Origin of the sequence: Prevotella sp., assembly GCF_036570325.1 — a bacterium.
Taxonomy (GTDB): domain Bacteria; phylum Bacteroidota; class Bacteroidia; order Bacteroidales; family Bacteroidaceae; genus Prevotella.
Genome location: NZ_DATCYK010000014.1, coordinates 15,734 through 35,771, shown reverse-complemented (window position 1 = coordinate 35,771; position 20,038 = coordinate 15,734). Strand labels below are relative to the sequence as shown.

Genomic DNA, 20,038 nt, shown 5'->3' with positions numbered 1-20,038 from the left:
TATTCCAACGACAAACAACATTAGATAATGCAGAAAGAAGAATATCTCATTAAAAACGCTTGTTATTCGGTAACAAAGTATTATCTTTGCAAACGGAATAACAAGCGTTCTTTGTTAGGCAGAAAATGGCAAAGCCAAGTAGTTCGCTCGTTTCCAAATCGTTACCTATTTAGTCGTGCCAACGAGGTAACTTCTTTATTTTCAACAAGTTGCATTTTAAGAATTATCTTGGCACGCCAAAGCAGCTTTTTTACCGTGTCAAAGTTGCCCTTTGACACGACAAAAGTTGTGCTTTGAGAAAAGCGCAAACACGCACCGGCGACCCATAAAGACAATTGACTGGGGACGAAAGATTAAATTTTAAAACGAGAAATACAGCTAAGACTTGGATAAGTCGTAGAAAATAACTATTTTTGTGACATGCTCTTACGAGAGCATAACTTTTATTTGCTCAATTCCTCAGTCGAATCTGCAAAATCGAGAATGAAGAGAGCGATACGAATACACGTTGAGGCATGCGCCATAAAGCGCAGGCTTCGTCATAGTGTATTTGGGGCATTGCAGAGCCCGACTGAGGTATGATGATAGTCTGCGCTCCTTTTTATATATAGGAAATAAGGCAGATTAATAGCTGAATGTTTATCAAACTAAAAATAAAATAACTATGAAACGATTTTTATCTGTATTGTTCATGCTCATTACTACATACTCACTCTTCGCCCAAGAGAGAATTGTGACTACGTTTTTAGGCATTCCCGTAGATGGAACAAAGTCTGATATGATCCAGAAACTCCAAGCTAAAGGGTTTAAATATTACAAGACTATTGATGTATTTGAAGGAGAATTTAATGGCGAGAAAGTCCACCTAAGCGTTCTTACTCACAATAATAAGGTGTATAGAATTGCACTTATTGATGCTATTAAAAGAGATGAAACTGATATAAAGATAAGATTTAACAAATTATGTCGCCAATTTGGACAAAATCCAAAATATCTTTCAATATCGGAAGAAGATATTACCATCCCCGAATCGGAAGACATCTCTTACGAAATATCTGCAAATAACAAAAGGTATCAGGCCTCATTTATACAAACAGAAGAAACCGCAAAACTTCAAAAGGAAGCTATGCTACAAGTTAAAAAGAAATACTCTGAAGAAGCTTTTAGCAAGATGACAGAAAAAGAACAAATCATTTTACTTGCAAAAGAAGCCTTGAATTTAATAGGTAAAAGACAAGTATGGTTTATGATTGGCGGAAGATATGGAGAGTATTGCATCGGTCTTTACTACGATAACCTATATAATCAAGCCAACGGAGAGGATCTCTAACTTAGCAAAAAGCCGTTGACCATAGAATAAAAATAAAGAAAGAAACTCTCTATAAATAATTTTCCCTTACGTAATTTTAGTTGTTACGTAAGGGAAAAATAGTTTTTATACAAACCCGTACCATAAAAGTTGAGGATATATAAAACACCGAACCGATGGTGAATCAACCTATATAATCAATTTTAAGAGCTGTTTTCTATAGCCATTCATGGCTTGCTTATCAGTCCAAATACAATAAGAGAAAAGATTGTTTTGTATCTTTATATATTTAAAAACAGCCTTTAATCCGGCCGCTTATCCACAAACTCGTAGCCCGCGAACTGCTGGCGGGGGAAATTAAAGATAGCGTCAGAAATGCCACCGCTTTGGAAATGGCTGATTTTTACGGTGGTCCAGAAGAATGCCACTTTGATTTTAAGGCTCATGGGAGCGTAAGTGCGGCTGTCGATGAAGGCCTTTACATGCTTGATATAGCCCGAAACGCCCTCTTTGGCGTCAAGTGTTATCTCATAATAGTGCTTATGCGGCTTGACACGATAGCGGTAGTTATCGGCATGAAAGGCAAACTTGCTGGCATACTTGTCCTTCTTTGGCGAATTGGGGTTATGGATTTCGACGGTCCGCTTCTTGGTATCGACACGGTAAAAATCACGCCCATCGCTCCACGAAGCGTAACGGCTCTCCACAAACTTCTGTTTCTTGCCCTTGTACCAAATCGTTCCGGCGGTCTTGTAAAGCCCCACGATATTGACGCTATACCGCAAGCTACAGCCTTGGGGACCGAAAACCATGGAATAAGTCTTATCGAAAATGCGGCGCGCCTGCGCCTCGTTGGCCGACATGGCTGCGCCGGCCGAAAGGCTGACCGATAGCAATGTCGTCATAAAAACAAGTCTGAAAAATCTCATCTCTTACCTTTTAATTTTACAAAAACAATGCTCACCCATGCGCAACACGGGTGAGCCACAAAATAGTTTGGGAGCTTAGTCCTGCTGATCCAGTTCCTTTCGTTCCTGTGAAAGGCGCACCTTGCGCTTCGGGTTCTCCTCGCCCCCGAAATTGATGAGCTGCCGTGCCGCCGTGACAATGCTTTGTCCGGAGGGTTGAGTGGTACGTTTCACGTCGTCAAAGGCGTCTTGGGTCTTCCTCAATTGCTCATCCACCTTCAGGAATCGTTCGTAAAACAGTTGCACACGGTCGATGATCGTGTTGGCCGCTTTCATGATTTCCTGCTGGTTTTCCACCTGCCTTACTTGCTTCCAGCTCATTTCCAACACCCTCAACATCATGTAAAGGTTTTGGCTTCCGGCTATGATGACGCCCTTGTCGTAGGCCTCTTTCCAAAGCCCCGGCTCATGGCTGAGCGCCAATTGCAAGGCCCCTTCGCTGAAAACATACATCATGACGAAGTCAAGGCGGTGATGTCCGTCGCGAATATACTTGCTGTAATTCTTCTTCGACAGCTCGTTCATGTGGTTGCGCACCGATAACAAATGGCGACGCAAGGCTTCCTCACGGTCCGACTCGTTATCAGCGTTGTGGTAATCCTCAAAAGCTTTGAAAGACATTTTCGAATCAATGACCACGTCTCGGTTATCGGGGAAATGCAGAATCACGTCGGGTATGAGCCGATGGCCGCCCTCCTCGTAAATCGTTTGCCCATGCTCGTCCTTCATCGTGACTTGTTCTTCAAACTGCAAGCCCTCTTCCAGCCCCATATTCTCCAGCACTTGCTTGAGCCGAAGCTCACCAAAGTTGCCTTGAGTCTTGTTTTCGCTGGTGAGAGCGTTGGCCAACTTGTCGGCTCTTTCGCCCACCTCACGGGCTTGTTTCAGGTTTTCCTTGATGCTTTGGTCAAGCCTTGTCATCGATTCATTCTGCTGTCGGTCGCTCTTTTCCACCGCTTCACGCATCTGCTTGATGTTCTCATGCAGCGGATTCAGTATGGCCGAGAGCTGTAACTTGTTGTTCTCCGAAAGTTCGTCGGCTCGCTCTTTCAGTATCTTTTCCGACGCGGAATTCATCTGTTCACGTATCAAACGGAGCTGTTGTTCGAGTTGTTCGCGCTGTGCGGTGCGCAATTCGTCCAATTGGTGCTCATGACCGGTCTTCAATTCCTGCTTTTGTGCGTCGAAATCAGCACGCAGTTGGGCTATCACTTGCTCATAATGAACCTTCTGTTCCTGCAATTGGCGCGCGTCACGGCTCTGTTGTTCCTCGGCCTGACGGGCCATGTCGGTCACTTTTGCCTGCAAAACATCACGCTGAGAGAGCAAAGTCGACATGATCGACTGCGACTTGCTCTGACACACTAAATAGCCTATGGCCAATCCGACCAACAGACATACGAGTGAAATCAATACTTCCATAATGACACAAAGTTAAGGAATGCCTTTCAAAGAAAAGGCGTTTAGTTTTCTACAACCTCCTGCAAATCAACGAAATCGCCGTGCAATCGACGGCGCTGGATGAGCAAGTCGGAAAGTTTTTTCTTGCGTTTCAAGAATAACATGCGGCGGAAGAAGATGTTGGGAATGGCCACACCGACGGCTATGCACAGCGTTACCAACGAGGCCATGATACCATTGTGCATCGCCACAGTCACCTCTCCTACAATTCCACGCATATCTATGAAGGCGAAAAGGCTGCGATACATCAGCACGCCGGGTATCATAGGAATGACGCTGGGGATAGAAAGACAGTGGTGAGGAGTGTGGAACCAGTGCATAGCTTGCGTGGCGATGACGCTCACCAATGTGGAACCAACCAACGAACCGGCTACTAAACCCATGTCGAGGCCCACATTTCCATTGCTCGGACCTAAGTTCACGAAGTTTCGGGTGCACACTGCGATGACACCGCCAATGGCTACCACGGGCAGCAAACGGCGCGGTATGTTGAAGATTGTGCTGAAACCAACGGCTGATATGGCAGCGGCTAAGGCGAATTCCCAGTATTCGTGGTGGGGAGTCATGCTGAGATTGGTCACGAAATTGTTGATTCCACACACATTAATGGCCATAGCGATACCGAAAGCCATGGCTGCTACCATGAGCAAAGTGTTGATAAAGCGGACCAATCCCACTTGTACATACCCTCCAAGCATATCACTTACAAAGTTGATGATGGGCACGCCCGGCACGATAAACAGCGCACAAGCCAGCAAAGGGTGCCATGGCGTGGAGGAAACCATGAACGATGGCAACATGGAAACCAACGTCGCATCGGTTGAAAAGAATGAGGATAGCCACGCCAAGATGGTGGATATAAAGGCTGCCACGGCTATATTGATATAATGATTGCTTCCTCTATGATTGAGGAAGGTACGCAAGCGCATACCAAGGATGGCCGCTATAGACGCATAAAAGAACGCAGTCCAGTCGCAACCGAACTGAACACAGAAGCCACCGCAGGCAAATCCGGCCGCCGTTGCTACCTGCCAATCGGTATAACTGCGCTTTTTGCGCTTTATCTGGTTCAACTCTTGCTCATACTGATCAAGCGAATAATCGTCTATAATAGCCTTCCACGACAGTTTACTGATGGCCGAAATGGCGTCCATATTGATACCGTGCTTCTCACATCGTTGGAATTTCACGTAGGAATGGTGCTCATCGCTGAGGTTCACCATCAGCATTGTATAGTTCACAAAGATATGAAGATGTTGCTCGGGAAGGCCCAAGAAAGCCGCCGTACGCTGCATGTTACGCAGGATACGGGCCGTATCGGCCGAGCTCTCAACGAGCAATCGGCCGGTTTTCAACAACAAATCAAGTTTACGACGCAGCTCAAGATCGGCGGGAGTTTGCAGTTCTGTTGACATTTATCCTAAGACTAAGATTAATATTTGAATAGTAACAATACGCAGGAACATGGCAAACGGATAAACCGTAGAGTAACCCACGGCAGGCGAATCGCTCTGTGTGAGGTCATTGGCATAGTTCAATGCGGGTGGATTCGTGTTGGCTCCGGCCAGTACACCTATCAATGTGAAGTAGTTAAGGTGCATGAAATAACGACCAATCAACGCACCAATGAGCAATGGGAGAATTGTTATCAACACGCCATAGCCCAACCATACCAAGCCCTGCTGGCTGATAACGGTAGAGAAGAACTCATGTCCCGAGCCCAAACCCACGCAGGCAAGGAAGATACAAATACCGATTTCACGAATCATAAGGTTAGCACTGATGGTCGTATAGGTCACCAAGTTGTGCTTAGGACCAAGCCAACCGACGAGCAAAGCCACGATAAGAGGGCCTCCCGTCAGGCCAAGTTTGAGCGATTCAGGTATTCCCGGAATGATGATAGGTAAGTTAGCGACCAAGCAACCCAAAGCTATACCAAGGAAAATAGGTATCAAATTGGGATTGTTAAGACGACGGAGAGAGTTTCCCATCATCTTTTCGACATGACTGATGGCCAGTTCCGTACCAACCACCGTTACCCTATCACCCATTTGCAGATGGAGATTGGAGGTAGCTACGAGGTCCACTCCCGACCGATTCACACGTGTTATATTGGCCCCGAAGTTAGAACGTATCTTCAATTGTGCCAATGTCTTGCCATTAATCTCGGGCTTGGTGACCAAGATACGACGAGAAATCAACTCATTGTTATATTCACTCCAATCCACCTTCGTCGGCACACCAAGCAATGCCGTGATAGCCTCAACATCATTAGGACGGGCTATCACCAACAGCTTATCGCCCTTTTGCAAGACCGTTTCGCCATTGACCAATTCATTATACTCGCCCGTTGCGACATGCAAAATGCGCGAAACGGTGAAGTCACGCTTCAAAAGTTGATGGATATGTTCCACGGTTTGGTTCTCAATCATCTCATTTTCAATCTCTACCGTGAAAGGTCTGACGGTCAACTCCTCCAAGTGTCCCAAGCCCGTAGCGGCCTGCTTCTCCTCCGCTTTCATATTAATACGCATGAGATAACGCAGGGCCATGAACGTCAGAATGACGCCTATGACGCCCATCGGGTAAGTTACGGCGTAGCCCATGGCTATGTCCGGCGAGTCGATATGGTTCAAATCGCTGTTAGCTTGCTGCGCCGCACCAAGTCCGGGCGTATTGGTCACGGCACCGGAAAGGATTCCCGCCATCGTCGTAATGGGAATTCCGGTCACGAAATGCAACACCACGGCCATGCCGACACTTATCATGATAACGGTAAATACCAACATATTGAGTGACAACCCACCCCTGCGGAAAGAAGCAAAGAAGCTGGGTCCCACCTGAAGACCTATGGAATAAACGAACAAAATAAGACCAAACTCTTTCAAGAAATGGAGCAAATGCTCATCCAAATTAAAGCTGAAATGACCAAACACCAAGCCGATGAACAATACCCATGTCAGTCCTAACGAGATATTAAACAACTTTATCTTGCCCAAAGCAAGTCCTAAAGAAATGACCAACGCCAAGATCATTACGGAGTGAGCTACTCCACCGCCCCATAAATCGGGGAATCCTTCAAACAAATTACGAATTAATTCCATTATAATACTTTTAAGAACGCTGTGCTATAATGAGCTATGTTATATAATATAGGTACGCGTACATTGTTATAGCTCTACCCTTGCAGCATATAAAATATAATCTGCTGCAAAGGTAGAAACTTTTTTTAACTAAATCAGTCGATTTAAAATAAATTATCGACCACGCCAAGTTTTCCGCCTAATCGAGGCCCTCGATCAGCCCGTCGACTATATCTATACGCTCAGCCTGCGGATGTTTGGGTAGTCCGGGCATACGCATGATCTCGCCGGCCACGGCCACTATCATGCCCGCACCGGTGTTAAGAACGAAGTCGCGCACCGTAAACTCAAACCCACGGGGCACCCCGCAACGCTTCGCATCATCGCTGAAAGAATACTGAGTCTTCGCAACGCACACGGGAAAGTGGGCATATCCCAACTTCTCTATTTGCTTCATCTGGCGGATGGCGGCCGGTTTGAATACTACTTTGCCGGCACCATAGACATGCTTGGCCAACTTCGTAACCTTCTCTTCTATGGTGTCATCGAGCGCATAGACGTATTCGATATGGCCCGAAGGCTTCTCAGCGATGGTGTCGACAGCCAGTTGGGCCAGTTCCTCACACCCTTCACCGCCCCGAAGGAAGGCCGCGTTCGAGGCAAAGCCCACGCCCATGGCCCTGCAATGGTCACGCAGGAGTTCCACTTCGTGCTCCGTATCGGTATCAAACTCGTTGAGTGTCACGATAACCGTTTGTCCCATGGCCTGCAGGTTCTGTATATGACGGTCCAAATTGGCCAATCCTCCTATCAGCTCACGCTCACTATGGGCCGCATCGGCGCCCACACACATGCCACCGTGCATCTTCAATCCAAGCGTGGTACATACCAAAACGGTCAACCGGGGCTGAAGTCCGGCCTCACGACACTTGATGTCCAAAAATTTCTCAGCGCCCAAGTCGGCACCGAAACCGGCCTCCGTCACCACGTAATCGCCCAAACTCAAGGCCATCTTCGTGGCCAAAACGCTGTTACATCCATGCGCAATGTTGGCAAAGGGGCCACCATGAATAAAGGCAGGCGTGCCCTCTATGGTCTGCACAAGGTTGGGTTGGAGGGCCTCACGCAGCAAAACGGTGATGGCACCGGCCACCCCCATGTCCTTCACCGTGAAGGGTTTATCATCAATCGTGATACCTAAGAGAATGTTCTCAATGCGCCGTCGCAGGTCAGCCTCATCCTTCGCGAGGCATAGGATGGCCATAATCTCGCTGGCAGGGGTTATATCGAATCCGCTCTCGGCGGCCATGCCATTGGTCTTGGCGCCCAGTCCGGTAACGATTTCACGCAGGTTTCGGTCGTTGACATCGAGCACCCGCTTCTTCCAAAACACCTCTTTCAGGGCGAATCCCTCGTCCAAATGCTGGTACAAGTAGTTGTCGAGCAAAGCCGTTATCATGTTGTGGGCCGCCGTGATGGCATGGAAATCACCCGTGAAGTGGAGGTTTATTTTCTCCATCGGCAACACTTGGGAATAGCCACCGCCACAAGCGCCACCCTTCATGCCGAAACATGGGCCCAAACTTGGCTCACGCAAGGCCAGCACCGACTTCTTTCCCAAACGGTTGAGCGCCATCGATAAGCCTATGCAAACGGTGGTCTTGCCTATGCCAGCCTTAGTGGGTGACATGGCGGTAACAAGGATTAAGTTGCTGTGTTTTATCTTATCGGGGTTGATAAGCGTAGTGGGGACTTTGGCGATGTACTTGCCATAACGTTCCAAATCATTGCCCCCAACACCTAAGTCGGCTGCAACATCTTCGATGGGGCGCATGTTGCACGAACGAGCGATTTCTATATCAGTCTTCATTTCGTAATAGAATATAGATTATAATAACGCATACAAAGATACTATTTTTATGTGATAATTCGTTAGTTACTGCGTATATACCTACAAAATATGAACGTGCCACACGCAGATTCATCTTTTTTAGGTATTGTGATTATCAACGACAAGCCTTAACTTTGCATGCAGAATAGGAATGGAACTTTGACAGCCATTTTTTTTGAATAGATCAATCAATTTGAATAAAGATTGGGGCAAACTGTGAAGTTTGCCCCTTTTGTTTTTATCTTCTCTATCCTCCACCTATTTATATATGGTAACTTGAAATATTATAGGCTTGTTTATATTTCTCGACAAGCGGCTGGCGGCACCATCATATAGGGCCCTTGCGCTTATGGTATAAGATATTGCGGCGTATCGTAGTCATCTATCGACTTCACGACATGGGCCGCCCCATGCTATTTCTCGCCACGAGCCAAAAGCTCGGCCGCGTAATACCCCATCACCCTATAGCCCTCGGCATTGGGATGAAGCCAATCGCTCTGGTACTCCTTGCGCAGCCGGTGATGGTTCAGAGGGTCTTGCAAAAGCTCCGCAAAGTCGAGAATACCATCCACGTTCTTACGCTGTCGGCGTATCCAATCATTGACTGTCTCACGTGCCGCCTCATGAAAATACGTGTAATAGCCGGCACCCTCAAAGGGCGTTATGGTGCCCAAATACACTTTCAGCTTGCGAGCCTTGGCCTTCTTTATCATCTGCTCATAGGCGGCAATGAGCCCATTGGCCACTTGTTCGCTATTGCCGTTGGCCGCGCCGATGTCGTTCACACCCTCAAAAATGATGACATGGGTCAGTCCATGCTGCCCGAGGATGTCCCGATCGAAGCGCTGTCGGCCCAAAGTTCCGAACCCTCCGGCCACCGTCACTCGATTATTGCCGATTCCAAGATTAAGGACGCCCAAGTGATTGACCTGATGTTTCAGTTGCAAAGCCTCACTCATCATGTCGGGCCATCGGTTGTGCGCGTTGTCATTTGAATTCTTCCCGTCGGTAATGGAATTGCCCAGAATGGCCACCGCCCCACCTTTCATCGTATAAACGTCGATTCCCTCGATGTTAAACCAATGGTTATCACGGAACGCCCGACCGAAATCGGTCTGCGGAGTGGTTACTCCCGATAGGATATAAGAGGTGGTACGCGACCCCATGTGTACCGTGGGCACGGCCGGAGCCTTGGCATAATTAATGGTGATGGCCACACGGTCGAGCCGATGAAGCTCAAATTGCAGGGCGTCGCTCACCACGCTTTTGCCCACCGGAATCACCGTTTGATATTTATTTCCAAACCGCAAGTAACGGGCCGTATGGGCGTGAATCTCGAACGAATCTTTCAAAACAGCCACGTAAACCGACCTTATCTCGACAGGCGTCTTGCCGTAAAGATTGCTCAAACGCAGCCGAATGACGTCGCCACCTATCGAAACCTTCACCACCTGACGCACCGATCGATTGGTCATGTTGTTGTTATAAGGCATGTAGGCCCTTACTACGGGCTGCTGCGCCGTGGCCCATGTGCCTACCCATCGGCCCAACGTAACCGTTTCTTTAACCTGCGCCGGCAGCTGCAAGGCCGCCATCAGTCCCACGATCGTCAACCATAGTTTTATCCTTTTCATCTTTCTTACGCTTTATTTCGCCCTGCAAAGGTAAAAAGATTGTTGACAAGAAGAGGATAATCAGGAAGAATTATCAGAGCAAATTCTTTCCAATTCTTCAAACATTGGAAAGAATTGGAAAGAATATTTTTAGTTTTTCATCCTTTAAGCCGTTATTTTTAAAGCAGCGCAAACGAAGTTTTAGAAAGGAAAACAATAAGAGCGAGAGCCATGGTTGGCGCAACATGTTCATGAAAGCATAGACACTCTTTTATGAAAAAATCGACCGGCCGCAGCCAAGGCGATAAGAAATAAACTTACCATGTATAAATACTCGCCATGCAAAAACGAACAAACCATAAGCCAAGGGGTAAGAAATGGGCCTCTGTTTTGTAAAGAATATTCATGAAAAAACGGGCCTTCTCAAGCGCTGCGTTTAGAAAACGAAAGGTGGCTTGCGGGCTTTCGGCAAGCACATGACCGGCCTATGAAGAACAAATATCAGCGCTTCTACGGGGTTAAAGGACTACTCTCACAATACAAAAAGGCCACGATCGGAAAACCGAAAGGCCACGATTGCCCCTTCATAAGGCAGCCACCGACAGTTCATAAAGCAACTATGGCCCCACCAAATGCCCCTAATGAGCCATTCAAAGCAACCTTTTGAGCACATAACAGCTTCATGCTCACTACATCGAGAATCATAAACCACTGATTAACAAATAGATACAAAAACGCTTTAAAATACGATATTCACGACCAAAAGTTTTTCATTTTCAAATATCGCACGCAGTAATGACCTTTTGTAAAGATTATTCCGAAAAAACATAAAGTCTGTAGTGAATGTTTACAAGCACATTCTCCAAAAGCGACGGAGCCCCTTCCTACGCTTCCACAGCCGCCCAAACGCATTAATACCGGCAAACTTCTTGACCGCATTACGCACAAAAAAGTCCGGCTACCTTTCGGCAACCGGACCTTGAGTGGTTTATCATCTGTTAGTTTGTTATTAACAACTTTGATCTAAGTAAACCATAAATCGGTTTCAATAACATGGATTTGAGTTAAATCCTCCTTCTTTTCTCTTACCCAATCTTCAATGATTTGGGGTAATAAACTTTTCTTTTCCTTCATGATAACGTCCTCCCTAAAATTATCTCTTACATCTGATTATTGACACAGATGGTGCAAATGAGAGCAATAAGAGCTCGCTCTTAAATTGCCGAATGCCATCCAACTTCTACAAAGTTGGTGCCAATGAGTGCAATAAGAACTTGTTCTTAAATTGCCGAATGCAACCCATCTTTTACAAAGATAGCACAAATTCTATTATAAAACAATACCTAAAATAAGGTAAATCTTTGATTTTAACATAATTATCTCTAAAATGCAATAATATTGTATTAATATAACGACATTTAATTTTAGTTCGTAAGAGAATGTGGATTTTATGCAATTCTTTTCACACGACAGTTTGGTTAGACCAAGAGATAGCAGTACCTTTGTAGAAGTTGGGCTGCATTCGGCAATTTGAGAGTAAACTTTCATTGCACTCATTTGCACCAACTTTGTAAAAGATAGGCTACATTTACACATTAAGACATGAAAAAAGGAATTATCATAGGAGCCAGTAGCGGCATTGGTCATGAGGTGGCCAAGCTGCTGATTAACGAGGGATGGACGCTGACGGTGGCCGCCCGACGAACCGAACCGTTAGAAACGCTGAAGGCGATGGCCCCCGAACGGGTGACCACCGCCCATGTTGACGTGACCGATAGCAAGGCCGACAAGGCATTGGAACAACTATTTCGCTCAATGGGCCAAGTGGACCTATACTTCCACTCCGCTGGAATAGGCAAACAAAATCGCGACCTCCACCCCGACATAGAACTGCGAACCATGGATACAAACGCCGTGGGCTTCACCCGGATGATAGGCACCGCCTTCCGACTTTTCGCGCTTCAAGGCCATGGCCACATAGCTTGCATTTCCTCGGTAGCCGGAACCAAAGGCCTTGGACCCGCACCAGCCTACAGCGCTTCCAAGGCTTTGCAGAACACATACCTGCAAGCGCTGGAGCAATTGGCCCACAGTCGGCGGCTCGACATTCGCTTTACCGACATCCGTCCCGGCTTCGTCAACACGCCCCTATTGGCCGGTACCGCCACCTACCCCATGCTGTTGCGCCCCGAGTCGGTCGCCCGCACCATCGTAAAGGCTATTAAGCACCGCCGCCACGTGGTGACCATAGACCGCCGATGGCAAGTAATCGTTGCCTTATGGCGCCTGATTCCCAACGCCGTGTGGCGACGATTGAGGTTGTGAGATAGGTCTATGGCCATCTATTATTGAAACACTCGTACCCAATCGACGACCATTTCACATGGGAAAATGCTATCATCTATGCCTTTCATGCCGGCCCAATCGCCTCCCACAGCCACATTCAGGATGAGATAAAGCGGACTGGCGAACGGCCAATGGCTCTTGTCGGAAAAATCCTTCGGCCGATAAGAAAGATATACTTTGTCGGGATTGTCGATGTAAAAGTCGATATGGTCCTCGTACCAACGCATGCCATAGACATGATAAGCGGTCTCAACGTCACTTAAAGTAACCGAAGCCGAGGTCTTATCTTCCGAATTCAGGCTGTGCGTAGTGTGCACCGTGGTGTAGATAATGTTCTTATCCATGCCGACATATTCCATGATGTCGAGCTCCGAATAAAAAGGATCGGCATTGCGGCCAAACATCCATATAGCCGGCCAAATACCCCGTCCGCCCGGCAGCTTGGCTTTTACCTCCACACGACCGTGGTTGATTTCTTTCTTATTACGGGTGGTCAGGCGGGCCGACGTGTAGTCACCTACCTGCTGGCTGTTACCCCTGCGGAGGGCGGCGATGTGCAAATAGCCATCTTTCAGATAAGCGTTCTCGGGCTTATCCGTGTAGTCTTGTAACTCGTGATTACCCCATTGGCCCGTTCCTTTATCGTAATTCCACAGCGTGGCGTCAATTACTTGGCCGTTGAACTCTTCGTTCCACAGCAGGCGTTCGCCCTTGGCATGATAGTAAGAATCCTTCGGGGTGGTTATCTTTTGGGCGTTTGACAACCGCTTCTTACCCTTTGTTTCCACTAATTTCACCTCATACGTACCCTTTTTTTCCAAGTAAAAGGTAACGGTACGCCCGGTGAGTTTCCTTCCATTATCTAAAGTCCACTCATAATACGTGGCCTCGTCAGCGGCCCTACACGTGAGAAAGTTGGCTTCATCCAACGTTGTCGTGAACGGAGTGGCCGCCCCTGAAACGCCCTCGGTCGACTTTCCTTCGCCAAGGCCGGGGCCCTCTGCCCCGCCACATGAGGCGGTGACAAAGAGCATGGCTATCAATAATCTATCTTTTAGCATAAGATTTATTCTTTTATTATTCGTTCATTTCATGATGTATGGCCCTCAATAGGGAGGTTGCCGCGTTGGAAGTGTCGTAATTGATGGTCCAAAGGAACATACCCGCCACGGCGTTCTGGCGTACCAGCGCAGCCTTTCCGGCCACGCTGTTATCAGCTCCGGTAAGTCCGGTATAGAAAAGTCCGGAGTTGACATTCAGCATTGACTTCGCTCCGGCGCCCGAATCCATCGCCAATATCTCAGACCAAGTAGGATAAGAGAGCATGCCATCGAGCGTGCCCCACGTGGGAGAAACGCCTGCCGGAATATCATATTTAACGCCATAAGCCGCTATGCCCACCACCATCTTGGACGAAGGAATGCCCGCGGCGGTAGAGAAACGAGTGACGTGGTCGGCTATCTGCCAGTCGGGAGCGCTCGGCACAGGTGACAAGTCGGTAGCTCCGTAGAGATTGAAGTTAACCCAATCCAAGCGTTTAGCGTTGCCCAAGAAGTAGAATTCATAGTCATTCCAAGCCATAGGAACTGACGCTGTCAGGAAGAAATGGTTGAAAGGAGCCACCCGTTCGGCCGGGAAAGCGTCGGCAAGGTCGTTGAAGAAAGCCGTCAGACCATCATGGTCGGCCAGCGCTCCCGCGTCATTGTTCAAATTGTTCATCGTGATATTGACGCCGTCAAGCTGGTATTTTTCGACAAACTCCTTTAGATTCTTAATGAGAATGGCCCGCAAGGCAGGGTCGGTCGCCACCGTGTTGAAAGAAGACTCATTGTAAGTGCCCGCCCCATTGGGATAAGCCGTGGGGCCCGCCACGTCGATAAAGACGTAGACTCCGTTGTTATGGGCCAAGGTGACGATGGTTTTCAACGCGTTGAGTTCTTTGGCGTCGGGCAACGTGAGCTCACCCGTCGTCTTATCGACCGTCAGCTGGGAATATTGCAAATGGGTGATACAATCCCACTGAATCTGATCGGCAGTGATACCACCGGTAATGACTCCCGTCACAATATGCTTATACTCCTTAGCCTTAAAGTCCTTGATGACGGTGACCAAGGCCGTGCGGAAATTGGTCTTTCCATTGCGTTCAGCCTCAAAGCGTAGGGTAAAATCCTTATTACCGACCACATAGAAGAGCGTGTCGGCAGTACTGATGACATTGCCATCGGCCATCCATCGACAGTCAGTGTCGCTCAATGGCGATACCTCGGCGTTCATCCGGATGGTATCTCCCTCATGATAAGTCAGTGTTCCGGCCCATTCCATATAGATATAGGGCATTTCATCGCTGTCAAAAGCAGGATCGCTCACGTTTTCTCCGCCACAAGCGAGAAGCAGTAAAGCCATCACTGACATGAATATATAATTAAACTTTCTCATTGTTACATCGTTTAAAAAGTTAGACTTCATGACTACTTATCCCACCATACGCCTATGGTCCAATCATAACCGGGCACTCGGGAAATGGCTTCCGCATAGTTGTCACCATTCTTCACTTGCTCTTCCACGGGATAAAGCAAACGGCGTGGCGTCTTGCCATTGGACTGGTTGCGGGCAGAATCATAATTATTGAACACGATATTGGGTATATTGGTACGACGCCAGTTGGCGAACGACTCGAAAGGATTGAACACATTCAACACCCATAGCTGCATATTGATTTGCTCCAACTCCTTACCCGATTGCAGGGTATTGGCCTCAACGAACTTCTGAACATCAGCGTCTGTAGCCGCGGGAGCGCCATAAAGGGTCATTTGTTCCACGGCGGCATGGAGCGCTTTAGTGAAATGTTCGGAAGCGTTTCCACCGATTCCCCAACGCACAGCGCACTCTGCTTGCAACAACTCGACCTCGGCATAGCTCATGTTGATATACGGACAACTATATGCTTGTAACCATTTGGCCGGCTGAAGATATTGATACTTGGGCTCTATTTGCGTATCGACACCCGCCACTTTCACCGTAACGGCGAGGTCGGGTTGGTTAATATCCTCATAGTTTTCCCAATCGAAACGATCCGTAGGACGAGCCATGCGCTCGTAAGTTCCGAACTCTTTGTAAAGCGCATCGGTGACATCTGTCTCGTTATCGGCCAAATAGCAACGCCCCATCTGCGTGATGCGCGGGTCACGCGTCTGCTCCATATAGGTAATTAACCGACGGGAGAAGCGGAAGTTACGGGGCTCTGCCTGAAAACGATTGCTCAAAGCATTGCCACGACCGGGGCCTTCAGAGGGATTGGCCACGTTCTCATATTTGATGAGACATATATCATCATTGCTCTGCATGACGCCATTGGCTATTGCTTTTCGGGCTTCTTCCTTGGCTCGTTCGGGGTCAACCTTCACCAAACGGAGGGCCAAACGCAGGCGCAAGGAATTACAATAACGCTTCCACTTCTTAATATCGCCATTGAAATAATGGTCATAGGTTATCGCGTCGCCGCCCTCATTCAATGCACCATTGGCTATATCAAGTTGTTTGAAGAAGTCATCATAAATGTCTTTTTGCAAGTCGTACTTGGGCTTATAGGTATTGCTGTAGTAGCCTTTGCCCGCATCAAAGTAAGGAATATCGCCATACATGTCGGTCAATTGGTTATAAACATATACATTCATAATGCGACCTATAGCATTGATATTGGCCTGAGCAGGGTTTTCGGCAGTACGTTCCACGATGTCGGACAAGTCCTTGGAAAGCCGACTATAGCGCCGGAGCCACAGCTCTGCCATATAAGCGTCGTTCTTAATGGCCAGACATCCATATTCGGTAGTGCCCCAGTCACCACACCACTGCTGCACCCAGCCACCGGGATACATGAAATGACGGTGCCATTCCTGATAATCATTGGTCAACGAGAGTTGAAGATTAGGGAGCAGCAAGTTAGGATCCATATTGGTAGACTTCGTAGGGTCTTCATTCAGGTTTCCAAAGTCATCACAAGAAGACAATCCGAATAATAGGATGACTAATAAGGAAAATATATTGATTAGACGTTTCATTGCTCTGTAGTTTTTAGTTAGAACTTCAATTTTACATTAAAACCGAAATAGCGTCTCGACGGTAACGAACCGTATTCAAAGCCTTGTCCGTTGCCATTGTTATAGCTTGACTCAGGGTCGATGTTCTTCACTGACGAATGGATGGTCCAAAGATTACGGCCATAAATAGAGAGACTTACATCTTTCAAGAAGCTGCCTTTCAGCCAAGCTCTGTTCAAAGTGTAACTCAAAGTAAGCTCACGGAGCTTTACAAACGACGCATCGTAGATAAACGGCTCGGGCGTATTGGCGTCAAGGAAATAACCCCAATAATCCTGTGGGTCGACATACGTGGCATTAGGTACATACTCCGGAGCCTCATCGGTGCCAGCGTTCACGACACCTTTACCTACATAACCACCGGTCGGCGTCCAATCGTTCTGAGGTTTATTTGCTTGTTTGCGCTGCTCTTCAGACTGATACCACTCCTTTCTTCCGTCCAACGTCTCCTTTGAATTGCCGTTAGCGTGCGACATCATACTGCTCATGGAGTAGACATCGGCGCCCCATTTCACATCAAAAAGGGCATGAAGACTGATTCCTTTCCATGTGACGGTGGTTCCGATTCCTGCCGTCCAATCATAAATACCATTGCCCAGCACCTCTAACTTGTCGCCAACAAGCGGTAAACCGTTCTTTCCATAGATGACCTGACCATCGTCTGTACGCATCAGTTTCTTACCTAAGATAGAACCATAGGCCTGCCCTTCCACGGCCTCTATCATCGCCCCGGCCCATCGGGCTTCGGCAAGCGGATAATTCTTTAGCTCGGGATGCAACTTTACTACCTTATTAATATTGCGTGAATAATTGACATTCATGTCCCAAGAAAAATCTCTCGCTTGCAAAATCGTCCCATCAATACCCAGTTCAATGCCCTGATTGCGTATCTCACCACTATTAATTGTAGCCTGCTCAAAGCCAGAAGTATTGGATATGGGCAGATTAATAATCTGATTCTTTGTCGTCTGATTATAATAGGTAAGCTGCAAACCGGCACGATTATCAAAGAATCTCAGGTCGGTACCAAACTCATAAGAGTAAGTACGTGTAGGCTTTAAGTTCTTGTTAGGAATCGTGACTGAGGTAATATCTCCTATGGGTTTACCTTGGAATTTATAATTAAGCAATCCGTAATTCAAGCTAAGCATGTACGGATCTGTGTCTCCACCGACTTCCGCCCACGACGCACGCACTTTACCAAAGGACAGATACTTGTTCTTTGGAATCAAGCTCGTGAAAATAAAACTACCCGATATGGATGGGTACATGTATGAGTTATTTCCTTTCGCTAAGGTCGATGACCAGTCATTACGCAGCGTTGCGTCGAGATAAAGCATGTCATGATAAGCCAAATTTACGGCGCCATAGACTGAGCGAACACGCTTGCGGGGATGGAAATAATCCAACGATTGGTCTACATAATTGGTAATACTTTGCAGTCCGGGTATCACTTGGTTGGTTGAAGTATTGACAAATCCCTCTTGCGTATAGAACATCATGTTACCTCCAATGAACGCTCCTACATTTAAAACATCCCAAAATGTACGGTTATATCGCAGGATAGCTTCGATGTTACTCTCGGTTACATCAATGCTGTTCTCGGTCATTCCACCCTGTCTTGCCGTAGGAGTTGACACGGCAGAGAAGTCTGTCATGCGGAATTTATAGGTGTCCGTACCGGCCCGTAATTGAAGATTAAGGTCGCGTATCAACTCATAATTCAATTGCAGATAGCCCATAAAACGCCGTTTATTGGAGAGATTGCTCATTTCATTGATACTCCAATAGGGATTGATACGGTAAATGTTTCCTCCATTCCAATCAACATAATTGCCTTTAACGTCCTTGTATTTCTCGCCAAGCCATTGCTGATCAATGTTGGGGGCCAAGCCAATAAGGCTCAGTCCTACATTGTTGGGCGAATCAGAGAGCGCCGGACGATTCCTCACTTTCTCTAACATGTAGCTTACTCTTCCCTCTACTTTCAGCTTAGCGCTGATATTTCCACCTGCCTTTACGGAGAAAGAAGTGCGTTCCATGTGTGAAGAGGGAACTATATCCTTGTTCTGCATGTTGGAAACAGAGAATCGAGCATTGGCCCGTTCATTACCCAACGTGAGCGAGACTGCATTGGTAAAGGTTGTACCAGTACGGAAGAAGCTCGATATATTGTCCTTTACATTGGTATAAGGCTTCTGTTCGCCGTTGAAAATATACGTCTGTAAATGATTATCCAGCTTCGCTCCCCAAGCTGTTTGGGTAACTCCCTGCCCTTCCGTATAGGTGTCCGGCAGCTCTCCATTGCGCCCGGAACCATAGATTCGTTGGTAATCATCAAACTTGGAAAGCTGGGATACGAAATCAAGACTTCCCGAATATTCTATGCCAAGTCCACGTTTTGAAGCCGATTTGGTGGTCACCAAAATGACACCATGGGAGGCTCTGGAACCATACAACGCCGCAGCCGACGCTCCTTTAAGCACAGAAAGCGACTCTATATCATCAGGATTAATACCTGAAATGCCATCGCCCATATCATAACCGCCCCACTGGGATGCACTTCCCATTTGGGAGTTATCAATAGGAACTCCGTCAATGACATAAAGAGGCTGGTTATTTCCCGATAATTCTCCATTACCTCGAATGACTACACGTGTAGAACCTGAAGGTCCGGCAGTGGTAGAGGATATATCCACACCGGGCACTTTACCCGACAAGGCGTCAATAGGATTGATAGGCTTAGCCGCGTTTACCTCGTCACCACTTACCTCCGTGACGGCATAGCCAAGAGCTTTTGCCTCACGCTTTATACCCAACGCGGTCACAACTACCTCTTTGAGTACACGTGTATTCTCGCTCAATACTATGTTGAGATTGCGTCCGTTGGTCACTTTTAGCTTCTGAGGAACGAAGCCCAAATAAGAGATTTCAAGCGAAGTGTTGGCCGGAACGGTGATACTAAACTGTCCATTAAGATCTGTAATGACACCTTGCGTACCACCAACCACCTTAACACTCGCACCGATAATCGGCTCGCCATGGACGTCAGTCACATGTCCTTTGGCCTCGATCAACTTACCCCGAGGCGCAGTTGTCGTTTCCTTTCGAGAAGAACTGTCACCTCCAACATTCTGCGCCACTATCTGACAAGGTGTAACCATTGTCGAAAGCAGTAATAAAATAGTCAGTTGCTTTTTCATTTAGGTTTTGTTTAAATTGGTTATATTGTTTAAGAAACTTATCTATTTTGAACCGATGAGCATACGC

The 20,038-nt window shown here is 47.2% G+C and carries 12 protein-coding genes; 2 read left to right on the top strand and 10 right to left on the bottom strand.

The window, feature by feature from the left end; genetic code table 11:
- Positions 1-664 precede the first annotated feature (664 nt).
- The gene (locus VIR50_RS01045; RefSeq protein WP_331933293.1) at positions 665-1,330 is read left to right on the top strand and encodes a hypothetical protein; all 666 of its coding nucleotides are present in this window, start codon (positions 665-667) and stop codon (positions 1,328-1,330) included.
- 281 nt (positions 1,331-1,611) lie between these two features.
- On the opposite strand, the gene VIR50_RS01040 is transcribed toward VIR50_RS01045, so the two are convergent.
- The 6 genes from VIR50_RS01040 to VIR50_RS01015 form a co-directional block, all read right to left on the bottom strand.
- Complete coding sequence (locus tag VIR50_RS01040; protein ID WP_331933292.1) at positions 1,612-2,214, bottom strand: LolA-like putative outer membrane lipoprotein chaperone; 603 nt, start codon at positions 2,212-2,214, stop codon at positions 1,612-1,614.
- Positions 2,215-2,313: 99 nt separating this feature from the next.
- On the bottom strand, positions 2,314-3,699 hold the full coding sequence (gene rmuC / locus VIR50_RS01035; protein ID WP_331933291.1) for a DNA recombination protein RmuC: 1,386 nt from the start codon (positions 3,697-3,699) through the stop codon (positions 2,314-2,316).
- Between the two features lie 41 nt (positions 3,700-3,740).
- Complete coding sequence (locus VIR50_RS01030; protein ID WP_331933290.1) at positions 3,741-5,153, bottom strand: threonine/serine exporter family protein; 1,413 nt, start codon at positions 5,151-5,153, stop codon at positions 3,741-3,743.
- Positions 5,154-6,842: a putative transporter gene (locus VIR50_RS01025; RefSeq protein ID WP_331933289.1), complete on the bottom strand. Its 1,689-nt coding sequence runs from the start codon at positions 6,840-6,842 to the stop codon at positions 5,154-5,156.
- A 178-nt stretch (positions 6,843-7,020) separates the two neighbouring features.
- Positions 7,021-8,691, bottom strand: coding sequence for a formate--tetrahydrofolate ligase (locus tag VIR50_RS01020; protein ID WP_331933288.1), 1,671 nt, complete (start codon positions 8,689-8,691; stop codon positions 7,021-7,023).
- Positions 8,692-9,125: 434 nt separating this feature from the next.
- Positions 9,126-10,346, bottom strand: coding sequence for an SGNH/GDSL hydrolase family protein (locus VIR50_RS01015; protein WP_331933287.1), 1,221 nt, complete (start codon positions 10,344-10,346; stop codon positions 9,126-9,128).
- Between the two features lie 1,581 nt (positions 10,347-11,927).
- Here VIR50_RS01015 and VIR50_RS01010 point away from each other — a divergent pair.
- Positions 11,928-12,650 carry an SDR family NAD(P)-dependent oxidoreductase gene (locus VIR50_RS01010; protein WP_331933286.1) on the top strand — a complete coding sequence of 241 codons (723 nt, stop codon included), beginning with the start codon at positions 11,928-11,930 and terminating at the stop codon, positions 12,648-12,650.
- 20 nt (positions 12,651-12,670) lie between these two features.
- Here the strand turns inward: VIR50_RS01010 and VIR50_RS01005 are convergent, their stop codons facing one another.
- The 4 genes from VIR50_RS01005 to VIR50_RS00990 are packed head-to-tail and all read right to left on the bottom strand — an operon-like array spanning position 12,671 to position 19,971.
- Positions 12,671-13,732 carry a glycoside hydrolase family 16 protein gene (locus VIR50_RS01005; RefSeq protein ID WP_331933285.1) on the bottom strand — a complete coding sequence of 354 codons (1,062 nt, stop codon included), beginning with the start codon at positions 13,730-13,732 and terminating at the stop codon, positions 12,671-12,673.
- A gap of 16 nt (positions 13,733-13,748) precedes the next feature.
- A complete protein-coding gene (locus tag VIR50_RS01000) occupies positions 13,749-15,107 on the bottom strand; it encodes a glycoside hydrolase family 18 protein (protein WP_331933284.1) in 1,359 nt (452 codons plus the stop codon).
- A 32-nt stretch (positions 15,108-15,139) separates the two neighbouring features.
- On the bottom strand, positions 15,140-16,729 hold the full coding sequence (locus VIR50_RS00995) for a SusD/RagB family nutrient-binding outer membrane lipoprotein (RefSeq protein WP_331933283.1): 1,590 nt from the start codon (positions 16,727-16,729) through the stop codon (positions 15,140-15,142).
- A gap of 17 nt (positions 16,730-16,746) precedes the next feature.
- Positions 16,747-19,971, bottom strand: coding sequence for a SusC/RagA family TonB-linked outer membrane protein (locus tag VIR50_RS00990; RefSeq protein WP_331933282.1), 3,225 nt, complete (start codon positions 19,969-19,971; stop codon positions 16,747-16,749).
- Positions 19,972-20,038 lie beyond the last annotated feature (67 nt).

What these genes read in the sequence shown, in the direction of transcription:
- VIR50_RS01005 (WP_331933285.1), bottom strand. Translation starts at nt 13,732, where the DNA reads ATGCTAAAAGATAGATTATTGATAGCCATGCTCTTTGTCACCGCCTCA.
- VIR50_RS01045 (WP_331933293.1), top strand. Translation starts at nt 665, where the DNA reads ATGAAACGATTTTTATCTGTATTGTTCATGCTCATTACTACATACTCA.
- VIR50_RS01030 (WP_331933290.1), bottom strand. Translation starts at nt 5,153, where the DNA reads ATGTCAACAGAACTGCAAACTCCCGCCGATCTTGAGCTGCGTCGTAAA.
- VIR50_RS01025 (WP_331933289.1), bottom strand. Translation starts at nt 6,842, where the DNA reads ATGGAATTAATTCGTAATTTGTTTGAAGGATTCCCCGATTTATGGGGC.
- VIR50_RS00995 (WP_331933283.1), bottom strand. Translation starts at nt 16,729, where the DNA reads ATGAAACGTCTAATCAATATATTTTCCTTATTAGTCATCCTATTATTC.
- VIR50_RS01000 (WP_331933284.1), bottom strand. Translation starts at nt 15,107, where the DNA reads ATGAGAAAGTTTAATTATATATTCATGTCAGTGATGGCTTTACTGCTT.
- VIR50_RS00990 (WP_331933282.1), bottom strand. Translation starts at nt 19,971, where the DNA reads ATGAAAAAGCAACTGACTATTTTATTACTGCTTTCGACAATGGTTACA.
- VIR50_RS01010 (WP_331933286.1), top strand. Translation starts at nt 11,928, where the DNA reads ATGAAAAAAGGAATTATCATAGGAGCCAGTAGCGGCATTGGTCATGAG.
- VIR50_RS01040 (WP_331933292.1), bottom strand. Translation starts at nt 2,214, where the DNA reads ATGACGACATTGCTATCGGTCAGCCTTTCGGCCGGCGCAGCCATGTCG.
- VIR50_RS01020 (WP_331933288.1), bottom strand. Translation starts at nt 8,691, where the DNA reads ATGAAGACTGATATAGAAATCGCTCGTTCGTGCAACATGCGCCCCATC.
- rmuC (WP_331933291.1), bottom strand. Translation starts at nt 3,699, where the DNA reads ATGGAAGTATTGATTTCACTCGTATGTCTGTTGGTCGGATTGGCCATA.
- VIR50_RS01015 (WP_331933287.1), bottom strand. Translation starts at nt 10,346, where the DNA reads ATGAAAAGGATAAAACTATGGTTGACGATCGTGGGACTGATGGCGGCC.